The organism is Candidatus Erwinia dacicola, from assembly GCF_001756855.1.
Taxonomy (GTDB): Bacteria; Pseudomonadota; Gammaproteobacteria; order Enterobacterales; family Enterobacteriaceae; genus Erwinia; species Erwinia dacicola.
On the sequence record NZ_MAYS01000103.1, the window covers coordinates 1 to 11258 of the forward strand.

The following is an 11258-nucleotide window of genomic DNA, read 5'->3' on the forward strand; positions in this document are numbered from 1 at the left end:
ATTCATGGTTAGGCGCTCTCAGAAGTGGCGACTCAATCTCCTAACCATGAACGCCAGCGCCCGTCTGGCATCCAGACCATCATAGCTCAGCAGACTGCGACGGCTGTCCACCATCCCGGCTAAGATATATTCAAAACCGGCGCGCGCAGAAATGGTCTTTTGCTCGCGTGCGAACAGCTCCAGCCAGCGTGAACCGATATTGCCTTTGCCAAACAGCACTAGGCCAATCTGCTTCTCAGCGCGGAACAGCGTCTGGTGCAGATCACGGATCAGATGTTCGGTTGGCCCAACGCGCAGCACTACCACCAAGCTGATGCCCTCCTGCGACTGGTAGATAAACTCCACCAGCTGATCTTTCATCTGCTGCCAGAAACGGTGGCTGTGCTGCGGGTTACGGCAGACGCCCGCGCCGACCATCGCCATGCCATTGTGCAGCTGTAAACGACCTAGCAGCGCCGAATCCTCCAGCAGGGTCTGCGCGTTGTTCACCACTTCCAAGGTGTAACACAGCTGCAGCAGATTACGATCAGGATGCACGCCAGTTGCCAGCGGGCGCATCTGCGTGCGCTTCAATAAATGGTCGATCTCTTTGTGCATCGCGGCAAAATCATGCGGCACCGGGAGCTGAAACTCAATCAGGCAGACATCATCGTGGCTGGTAACAATACGCGCGCCGGTGCCGGAAGCCAGCACGCGTTCAATGCGGGTAGAACCTTCGTCAGGCGTATAGCTGCAGCGCAGCTGTAGATCGATATCGCTGCCGGAAACCGGCTGCAATGTGCGGGTGTGCAACACCGGGGCTGAGAGGCGCGCCAGCTCGCTGGCTTGATCCAGGAGCAGCAGAGGCAGCAGGCAGGCATCTTTCACTTTGCACGGATCCGCGCTGTAAACCCCGGCGACATCGCTCCAGATGGTAACGCGCGACACGCCCACCAGCGCACCGATCTGCATGGCGGAGTAGTCACTGCCGTTGCGCCCTAACAACACCGTTTCACCTGCGTTATTAGCACAGATAAACCCCGTGACGACCAGGCGCTGCGCTGCGCGAGGCACCATCAGCTGTTGCAGCAGCGGGGCGGATTTTTCTTCATCCACCTGCGGCTGTGCGCCACGTTCAGCGCGCAGGAAGCGGCGCTCATCCAGCCAACTGGCGTCGATATCGCGCCGGGCAAGGACGGAAGCCATCAGGCATACCGAGCAAATCTCACCGTGCCCCACCACTTCAGCATAAACTGCCTCGGTGATGATACCGTCCAGCAGCGCGGTCAGTTTTTCCAAGTCATGAATAAATTCAGCAATCATCGGGGCAGCCGTCTCGAGTGGCAGCAGGCTGCTGATCAGTTCGCTTTGATAACGACGCAGAGCCTGCTGCACCTGGTGCGCAGATAACCGGTCGCTCTGGCTAAGCTTCAGCCAGCTGATTAGCTGCTTAGTGGTACTGCCCGCTGCCGAAACCACCATCAGGTTGCCCGGTTGGCTATACTCCGCCATAATCCCGGCAACTCGCTGGGAGCATTTGGCACCGGCCAGACTACTGCCACCAAATTTATGCAACTGCCGTGTCCCCAACGCCCCTGCCACTGCTGAATGACTTATGCTTACCTCTTGACCGCTACTTGGAATGCATTATCCAGATCGGCGATTAAATCTTCGTGATCTTCAATTCCCACCGAGATGCGCAGCAGCGTTTCGGAAATGCCTGCCGCCGCACGCGCCTCTGCCGACATGCCCGCATGGGTCATGGTCGCCGTGTGGGAAATCAGGCTTTCCACGCCGCCCAGCGATTCCGCCAAGGTAAATAATTCCAGCGCTTTAAGGAAACGACGCAGCGCAGCTTCGTCACCGTCAAACACAAAACTTAACATCGCGCCGAAACCTTTTTGCTGACGTACTGCAAACTGATGGCCTGCATTTTCCGGCAGTGACGGATGATACAACTTTTTCACCAGCGGTTGTTGCTTCAGATAATCAACAATCGCCAGCGCGTTACGCTGTGCAGCTGCCATGCGCGGTGTCAGAGTACGCAGACCGCGCAGCAGCAGATAGCTGTCAAAAGCCGCTCCAGTGACGCCAATATTATTGGCCCACCAAGCGAGTTCGGTCACGTGCTGCGGATCTTTCGCAATGACCGCGCCTGCCACCACATCCGAATGGCCGTTAAGGTATTTGGTACAGGAGTGGATTACCAGATCCGCACCCAGCGCCAGCGGGCTCTGCAACGCCGGGCTGAGGAAGGTGTTATCCACTACGCTAATCGCGCCCTCCGCAGAGGCAGCCTGACAGATAGCGGTAATATCCACCACGCGCAGCAGCGGGTTGCTTGGGGTTTCAATCAGCACCAGCTTTGGTTTCTCATCCAGCGCCGCCTGCAGCGCCGCTTCGTTACCTTGATCGACAAACTTCACGCGATACGCGCCGCGTTTGCTCAGGCTGTCGAACAAGCGGTAGCTGCCGCCGTAGCAGTCGTGCGGAGCGACCAGCAGGTTACCTGGCTTCAGGAACACGGTACACACTAGGTGGATCGCCGACATCCCGGTATTGGTCATCACCGCCCCGGCACCGCCTTCCAGCTCCGCCAGCACACGCTGCACCACATCGCGGGTCGGGTTGCCGCGCCGCGAGTAGTCATGCGCACGCGGCTCGTTGAAATCGGTAAAGTTATAGGTGCTGGATAGGTGGATCGGGGGGACAACGCAGCCATATTGCTCGTCATCATTCAAACCGCTGCGTACTGCGATGGTTGCATGTTTACACGTCACGGTGCACAAGTTCCTGCTGGATAATAAGAGAAGTGTTATAGAGTAAATCGGGCGAGTATAGACGTCAATACATCTGGACATCCAAATGTCTTTGCGTATAGATTGAACAGTGCGGCAATAACCGCCCGAATTATGTCGATATCCCCCAGAGAAAGTTGTGCCATTTCTATGTGATGGCGACAAACTTCGGGCATAATTAGCCGAATTTCGGTATTTCCAATTTAATTAATTAAGGTAGCCCATGGCTGAGTGGAACGGCGAATATATCAGTCCTTACGCTGAACACGGAAAGAAAAGCAAGCAGGTTAAAAAAATCACGGTATCCATCCCGTTGAAGGTTCTGAAGATTTTGACCGATGAGCGCACGCGCCGTCAGGTTAACAACTTGCGTCATGCCACCAACAGCGAACTGCTGTGCGAAGCGTTTCTGCATGCATTTACCGGACAACCACTGCCGGATGATATTGACCTGCGGAAAGAGCGCGGCGACGAAATACCCGAAGAAGCAAAAGCCATCATGCGGGAAATGGGCGTCGATCCCGATACCTGGGAATACTAAGCGCCTGCAAGTTATTCGGTTATCCAGTCGGGCACCTAATTCAGTATTGGATGCCCGGCCTAACCGGATTGCCAGATAGCCACGATGGTCTGTACCATCCCCAGTTCCCCCTCGCCATTACTATCCGCTCAACGACACGTTGTCGCTTGCTACCGTATGCTCCACCAGCTTAATGCTGCCGCCGCTTTTAATAATGATGGCGAATCTTTCTATCAGAAAAGCTGGCAGGACGTGCTGGAACACGCCAGCGCGCCACGATCGTCAGGCACAAAAAACCAGCCGAAGCTGGGTTTTTCCCTACATTTTACCGGGTGCTTATTTAGCGCCGGGGATGCTGAAACGCTTGTTGAAGCGGTCAACACGACCACCGGTAGCAACATCACGCTGCTTGCCAGTGTAGAACGGGTGGCAGTTACCACACACGTCCAAGTTCAGGTCGTGACCCACGGTAGAGCGAGTTTTGATTTCGTTACCGCAAGAACATTTAGCAGTAACTTCAGCGTAATTAGGGTGAATACCTTTTTTCATGGGAAAACCTCAGTTAAGGCCGTGTCGCTCTCCCGCGCTAGGATAGCTCCTGCACCGGCACCACACGAAGATTAATGTTTCAAGTAAAGTTGATACCAAAATGCCGTACCAACGGAGGCGAACCATACAGAGATTAACCACACACCGCAATCGGATCCGCACATTGAGGAAGACTCAGTGTACACTAACTGGCCTAATTTTTCACCCGGATGAATCCATGCCCGTTGTTCAGATCGCGCTACCCGTTCCGCTTGCCCACAACTTTGACTATCTGTTGCCTCCCCACCTTATCAACCATGCCGTGGTCGGTGGGCGAGTGACCGTGCCGTTCGGCAAGCGTAAAGCAACCGGCGTGGTGGTGGCGATTGTCGAACACAGCGACTTCCCGCTCGACCAGATGAAGCACGTGCTTGAGGTTCTGGACAGCGAATCGCTCTACCCGGCTTCGCTGTGGCGGATCCTGCTGTGGGCGGCCGATTACTATCACTTTCCGCTGGGTGAAGTGCTGTCCCACGCCATGCCGGTGCTGCTGCGCCAGGGTAAAGCGGCGGAAGAAGCGCCGCTGTGGCAGTGGGTGATCACCGAAGAAGGCAAGGCCACCGCGCCGGAAAGCCTGAAGCGCGCGCCAAAGCAGCAGCAGGCACTGGCCACCCTGCGCAACCGTCCTCTGTATCGTCACGAAATCAGCCAGCACGACATCACCGAAGCGACGCTACAGGCGCTGCATGCCAAAGGGCTGTGTGAACTGCGTCCGCAGCAGCGCGCCCGGGAGGACTGGCGCAACAGCTATGCCGTCAATGGCGAACGCCTGCGCCTGAATACCGAGCAGGCCACGGCGGCCGGGGCAATTCGCTGCGCCGACGACTGCTTCTCCGCGTGGCTGCTGGCAGGCATCACCGGCTCCGGCAAAACCGAAGTCTACCTCAGCATGCTGGAAAATATTCTGGCGAGCGGCCGTCAGGCGCTGGTGATGGTGCCGGAAATCGGCCTGACGCCCCAGACTATTGCCCGCTTCCGCGAGCGTTTCAATGCCCCGGTCGACGTGCTGCACTCCGGTTTAAATGACAGCGAGCGCCTAGACGTCTGGCTGCGCGCGCGCGGCGGCGAGACGGCGATCGTCATCGGCACCCGTTCCTCGCTGTTCACGCCGTTTGCCCGCCTCGGCGCAATCATTATTGATGAGGAGCACGACAGCTCCTATAAGCAGCAGGAAGGCTGGCGCTATCATGCCCGTGACCTGGCGGTATTTCGCGCGCATCAGGAAAACATTCCGATTGTGATGGGTTCTGCCACCCCGGCACTGGAAACACTGCATAACGTTCAGCTAGGGAAATATCGCCAGCTCAGCCTCAGCAAGCGCGCCGGGAACGCCACCAAAGCCACTCAGCTGCTGGTCGACCTGAAGGGCGTGAAGCTGCAGGGCGGACTGTCACCGATGCTGATCAAAAAAATCGGCCAGCATCTGAAAGCAGATAATCAGGTGCTGCTGTTCCTCAACCGGCGCGGCTTTTCCCCCACCCTGCTGTGCCACGAGTGCGGCTGGATAGCCGAATGCCAGCGCTGCGATCGCTATTACACCCTGCACCAGCATCAGCGTCAGCTGCGCTGCCACCACTGCGCCAGCCAGCGCCCGGTGCCGTATCAGTGCCCGCAGTGCGGCTCCACCCATCTGGTGCCGGTCGGGTTGGGGACGGAACAGCTGGAGCACAACATCGGCGCGCTGTTGCCCGATGTGCCGCTGACGCGTATCGACCGCGATACCACCAGTCGTAAAGGCGCGCTGGAGCAGCAGCTGGCGGAGGTGCATCGCGGCGGTGCGCGTATTCTGGTCGGCACCCAGATGCTGGCGAAAGGCCACCACTTCCCGGACGTCACCCTGGTGTCGCTGCTCGACGTTGACGGCGCGCTGTTTTCCGCCGACTTCCGCTCGGCGGAGCGCTTCGCCCAACTTTACGTGCAGGTCGCTGGCCGTGCCGGGCGCGCAGGCAAGCAGGGGGAGGTGCTGTTGCAAACCCACCACCCTGAGCACCCGCTGCTGCAAACCCTGCTGCATCAGGGCTACGATGCCTTTGCCCATCAGGCGCTGAGCGAGCGCAGCAGCGTGTTGCTGCCGCCGTTTACCAGCCATGCGCTGTTCCGCGCCGAAGACTATGATAATCAGCAGGCCAGCCTGTTTCTGCAGCAGCTGCGTAATCTGCTGGAAGCCAGCCCGCTGAATGATGAATCGTTTTGGGTGATGGGCCCGGTGCCAGCACTGCAGGCAAAACGCAGCGGTCGCTACCGCTGGCAGCTGCTGTTACAACACCCTTCCCGCGCCGTATTGCAGCGGCTTATCAAATCCAGCCTGCCGCTGATTAACACCCTGACGCAGGCGCGCAAAGTCAAATGGACGCTGGATATCGACCCGAACGAAAGCTGAGAACGTAACCGATTGCGTGGCAAAGTTATGCGGTAGATCGAAAAAAGTCGCACAAGTCACAGTTTTCATGCAAATTAAGTAACAGCACGTCGTTAGATCTGTTAAGAATGCAGAGTTATCCGCTCGGTTCGCGGTAAACGTCATTACTGCCATAAAAATCGTCATCAGTTGGTCAGTTCAACCTGGCGTGAGGAGAAAAGCGTTGGGGCACAATCAAGAGACAACAGTGGCGACCATGAAGGACGTGGCTAAACACGCAGGCATATCGACAGCAACCGTCTCCCGCGCGCTGATGAATCCGGGAAAGGTCTCTGAGGCGGCGCGTTATAAAGTAGAACAGGCGGTGATCGCCGTTGGTTACTCCTCCCACTCAATGACGAACAGCTCGTAACGCAGCGAGTCACGCGACGTGCTGGTGATCGTGCCGGACATGTGCCCCGTTCTTTAAGTGAAATTATTCGCGGCATCAAAGTGGTGGCGGCATCCGAAGGCTATCTGGTTCTGATTGGCGACTGTGTCCACCAGAATCAGCAGGAAAAATCTTTCCTTAACCTGATGCTGACCCGGCAGATTGATGGCATGGTGCTACGCTGTTCCAGCGTGCCGTTTGAAACGGGCGTCGAGGAGCAGCGCAACCTGCCGCCGGTGGCGATGACCAACGAGTTCGCGCCGGAGCTGGAGCTGCGGACGGTATACGTCGACAACCTCGCCGCATCGCCTGCATTGCCGGACCGGATGATATGCTGCTGTGCCAGCATCGCCTGCAGGGCTACATCCAGGCGCTGCGCCGTCACGGCATCTCGGTTAATTCGCAATATATCGTGCGCGGTAAATTTAGTTTCGATGCTGGTTCACAGGCGATGAAACATCTGATGAGCCTGCCTAAACCGCCCGACGCGCTGTTCTGCCACAGCGATATCATTGCGCCTGGCGCCATGGCGCAGGCGAAGAATATGGGCCTGCGCGTGCCGCAAGATATCTCACTGATTGGCTTTGATGATATTGAGCTGTCGCGCTACAGCTCACCACCGTCGCCCAGCCGCGCTTCAACATTGGTCGCGAAGCTATGCTACTCTTGCTGGAGCAGTTATAAAGCAAGATGGTGAGTAACGGCTCGCGGCTACTGGATTTTGAACTGAAAATTCGCGGCAGCACCGCCCCCTCACTGCGCGATGAGGACTAACCTTGGTGCGGCTGGAGTAGAATCAGCAAGCATATTCTTAGACATATCGCTGCTGGTCAAACTTCCGGCCCTTGAGTAACATGGCAGGCTATAACCGGGCACCCGTCCCCCATGCTTTCTGCCCGGCCTTACCTTCATTGATTATTAGCGGAACGATAGTGGCACAAAAAGATTATGTAGGCCGCGGGCGTTCGACAGGGACTCGTCGCAAAAAGACCGACAGTCGCAGCAAGAAGCGCAGCAGTGGATCCGATGTACCAAAAATCATGGTAGTGCTGGCAGTTGCCGTTCTGGTCACCTTTATTGGTGGGCTGTGGTTTATCGCGCATCATAAAAAAGAAGATGTGCCGGTTGATATGCCGGTTATTCCCGATCATAAAGCCACTGGCAACGGACTGCCGCCGAAGCCGGAAGAGCGCTGGCGCTACATCAAAGAACTGGAAAATCGTCAGCTCGGCGTACCGACGCCGACCGAGCCGACATCGGGCGGCGAAGCGCACTCGCAAACGCAGTTAACCGACGAACAGCGCCATCTGCTTGACCAGATGCAGGCCGATATGCGACACCAGCCGACCCAGCTCAACGAAGTGCCGTGGAATGAGCAGATCCCGGCGCAGCGCCAGCAGCAAACCCAGCTGCAGCAACAGTCGCGCATGCCACAGCAGCCGGTTCGCACTCAGCCGCAGCAAGCACAGCAGCCCGCCGCGCCAATTACTCCGGTCACGCATGGGCCGGTGCGCCAGCAGCTGAAGCAGGAAACTACTGCTGCCGCGCCGAAAGTGGAAACTAAGCCGAAAAAGGCCGAAAAAATCAACGGTCAGCGCTGGATGGTGCAGTGTGGATCGTTCAAAGGGACCGAGCAGGCGCAATCCATTCGCGCCCAGCTGGCCTTCGAAGGTTTTGAAAGCCGTATTACTACCGGCGGCGGCTGGAATCGCGTGGTGATGGGGCCGTATAACAACCGCAGCGGAGTCGACAGCACCCTGAAACGCCTGCGCGGTTCCGGTCACTCAAATTGTATTCCTCTCTCTGTGGGGGTTGAAACCCTCTAATCCCGCCCCATATCTGATTGCATCAGCGCCCCGCACAAGCAGTGCGGGGTCATCTTCCGACTGCAACAAGGGGTCTGCCCGTGACAACAATAGTAAGTGTACGACGCAATGACCAAGTAGTAATTGGCGGTGATGGTCAGGCTACCCTCGGCAATACCGTAATGAAAGGCAACGTCAAAAAAGTGCGTCGTCTCTACAATCACAAAGTCATTGCCGGTTTTGCTGGCGGTACCGCAGATGCCTTCACCCTATTTGAACTTTTTGAACGCAAACTGGAAATGCACCAAGGCCACCTAGTGAAAGCGGCCGTTGAGCTGGCAAAAAACTGGCGCACCGACCGTATGCTGCGCAAGCTCGAAGCGCTGCTGGCCGTAGCCGACGAAAACGCCTCGCTGATCATTACCGGCAACGGTGACGTTATCCAGCCAGAAAATGACCTCGTTGCCATCGGTTCGGGCGGTCCTTACGCTCAGGCCGCAGCTCGTGCGCTGCTGGAAAATACCGACATCGGCGCACAGGATATTGTAGAAAAAGCACTCGGTATTGCAGGTGATATCTGCATCTATACCAACCACAATCTCACCATCGAATCACTACCGTCTAAAGCGAAAGGATCCTAATTTATGTCTGCTATGACTCCGCGCGAGATTGTCAGCGAACTGAATAGATTTATAATTGGTCAGGATGGCGCAAAGCGGGCCGTGGCCATCGCCCTGCGTAACCGCTGGCGCCGTATGCAGCTTGATGAAGAGCTGCGTTATGAAGTGACCCCAAAAAATATTCTGATGATCGGCCCGACCGGCGTCGGTAAAACCGAAATTGCCCGCCGCCTAGCGAAACTAGCCAACGCGCCGTTTATTAAAGTTGAAGCCACCAAATTCACTGAAGTAGGATATGTCGGTAAAGAAGTTGATTCGATTATCCGCGATTTGACCGATTCTGCGCTGAAAATGGTGCGTTCTCAGGCTATTGAGAAAAACCGCTACCGCGCCGAAGAGATGGCGGAAGAGCGTATTCTTGACGTGCTGATCCCACGGGCTAAAAACAACTGGGGCCAGAACGAAACATCCGCGGAACCGTCTGCTTCGCGCCAGTCATTCCGTAAAAAGCTGCGCGAAGGCCAGCTGGATGACAAAGAGATCGAAATCGATCTAGCCGCTGTATCGGCCAACGGCGTGGAGATCATGGCGCCTCCCGGTATGGAAGAGATGACCAGCCAGCTGCAGTCGATGTTCCAGAACCTCGGCGGCCAGAGACAGAAACCGCGCAAGCTGAAAATCAAAGAAGCGATGAAGCTGCTGATTGAAGAAGAAGCGGCGAAGCTGGTCAACCAGGAAGAGCTGAAGCAGGAAGCCATCGATGCGGTCGAGCAGCACGGTATTGTGTTTATTGATGAGATCGATAAAGTGTGTAAGCGCGGCGAATCCTCCAGCCCGGACGTCTCCCGCGAAGGCGTACAGCGCGACCTGCTACCGCTGGTAGAAGGCTGTACCGTATCGACCAAGCACGGCATGGTGAAAACTGACCACATCCTGTTTATCGCCTCCGGCGCATTCCAGGTTGCCAGCCCGTCTGACCTGATCCCTGAGCTGCAGGGCCGTCTGCCGATCCGCGTTGAGCTGCAAGCGCTGACCACACACGATTTCGAGCGTATCCTCACCGAACCAAGCGCTTCGATCACCGTGCAGTACAAAGCGCTGATGAACACTGAAGGCGTGGAGATTAACTTCACCGAAGACGGCATCAGCAAAATCGCCGCCGCCGCATGGCAGGTTAATGAAACCGCTGAGAACATCGGTGCGCGCCGCCTGCACACCGTGCTGGAGCGTCTGATGGAGGAGATCTCCTACGATGCCAGCGACCTGACCGGGCAGTCGTTCACTATCGATGCCGAATACGTCAGCAAGCACTTGGATGAACTGGTAGCCGACGAAGACCTCAGCCGCTTTATCCTGTAATCCCTGCTCCCCTCATCTCGGCACCTGCCGGGATTTTTTTATCCTGCCTGCCTGCACCTTGACCTAGATTAACTCTTCCTGCCGCCGTCGCGCGTAAACTGCCCGCCGAACCCGCTCTGGCATTCGCATTTGCCGGACTCGACCTGTCGCGGATCGGAGGTGCAACCCACTATGGAAAACGTAAGCGTAAAGCCAGCGCCGTATTTAGCCATTAAGCCAGTGCGGGTAACTTAGACGCTCACATGTTACAGACGGACATCTAAGTATGGAAACCCAATCCTGGCGAAAAGAACCTCGTAAAAATTATTCGAATGACTTCAAGCTCCGTGACGCTGTTCATCATGCCGTCTTTTACGATATCACTGGTATAGCCTCCATTCGTGGCTATCCAGTCCAGCGCTTCCCGGTCGCAGCAGTCCAGAGTGAACGTGACCCGCAACTTATCGCCGTCATCGCAGTTGAACTCAAAGCCATCTGAGCACCATCGCTGGTTACTTTGCGCCACTGCCACTTTACCGTTATGAGAACGAGGCTCCGCTGCTGCCCCTTTTCTCTCCAGAAGCAGATGATTATCGCGCATCACTCTGTAAACCCTTTTGACATTCACTGTTTCTGCTCCCTCATCTTCGTTTTCCTTGCGCAGAAGCGCCCAGACCCTGCGGTATCCGTAGGTTGATAGTTCAGCGATGTGTTTCACTATCTGGGCTATAAGCACCTCATCGTCATGATACCGCCGACGACGTCTGTCCTGCCAGTCTGACGGTCGGTGAATACAGAGCGACAGCTGCGCACGCGACACA

7 protein-coding genes and 3 pseudogenes are annotated in these 11258 nt (G+C 56.5%); 6 read left to right on the top strand and 4 right to left on the bottom strand.

Annotation, left to right across the window (positions count from 1 at the left end; all coding sequences use genetic code 11):
* Positions 1–48 precede the first annotated feature (48 nt).
* Positions 49–1596 (bottom strand): annotated as a pseudogene (gene metL, locus BBW68_RS03030) (bifunctional aspartate kinase/homoserine dehydrogenase II); the annotation flags it as partial.
* A 2-nt stretch (positions 1597–1598) separates the two neighbouring features.
* Positions 1599–2759 (bottom strand): cystathionine gamma-synthase, encoded by a 1161-nt coding sequence (gene metB, locus BBW68_RS03035; RefSeq protein WP_070133954.1) that lies wholly within the window; start codon positions 2757–2759, stop codon positions 1599–1601.
* Between the two features lie 241 nt (positions 2760–3000).
* Here metB and metJ point away from each other — a divergent pair, with 241 nt between their 5' ends.
* On the top strand, positions 3001–3318 hold the full coding sequence (metJ, locus tag BBW68_RS03040; RefSeq protein WP_070133955.1) for a met regulon transcriptional regulator MetJ: 318 nt from the start codon (positions 3001–3003) through the stop codon (positions 3316–3318).
* 315 nt (positions 3319–3633) lie between these two features.
* On the opposite strand, the gene rpmE is transcribed toward metJ, so the two are convergent.
* Positions 3634–3846 (bottom strand): 50S ribosomal protein L31, encoded by a 213-nt coding sequence (gene rpmE, locus BBW68_RS03045; RefSeq protein ID WP_048914285.1) that lies wholly within the window; start codon positions 3844–3846, stop codon positions 3634–3636.
* Between the two features lie 217 nt (positions 3847–4063).
* Between rpmE and priA the strand changes: the two genes are divergently transcribed.
* The 5 genes and pseudogenes from priA (at position 4064) to hslU (ending at position 10458) form a co-directional block, all read left to right on the top strand.
* Complete coding sequence (priA, locus tag BBW68_RS03050; protein WP_070133956.1) at positions 4064–6265, top strand: primosomal protein N'; 2202 nt, start codon at positions 4064–4066, stop codon at positions 6263–6265.
* A 202-nt stretch (positions 6266–6467) separates the two neighbouring features.
* Positions 6468–7448: pseudogene (cytR, locus tag BBW68_RS03055) on the top strand (DNA-binding transcriptional regulator CytR).
* 158 nt (positions 7449–7606) lie between these two features.
* Positions 7607–8500, top strand: a complete 894-nt coding sequence (gene ftsN, locus BBW68_RS03060; protein ID WP_070133957.1) for a cell division protein FtsN — start codon at positions 7607–7609, stop codon at positions 8498–8500.
* A gap of 80 nt (positions 8501–8580) precedes the next feature.
* Positions 8581–9120, top strand: a complete 540-nt coding sequence (hslV, locus tag BBW68_RS03065) for an ATP-dependent protease subunit HslV (protein ID WP_070133958.1) — start codon at positions 8581–8583, stop codon at positions 9118–9120.
* Between the two features lie 3 nt (positions 9121–9123).
* Positions 9124–10458, top strand: a complete 1335-nt coding sequence (hslU, locus tag BBW68_RS03070) for an HslU--HslV peptidase ATPase subunit (protein WP_070133959.1) — start codon at positions 9124–9126, stop codon at positions 10456–10458.
* Positions 10459–10786: 328 nt separating this feature from the next.
* Here the strand turns inward: hslU and BBW68_RS03075 are convergent.
* Positions 10787–11258: pseudogene (locus BBW68_RS03075) on the bottom strand (IS3 family transposase); the annotation flags it as partial.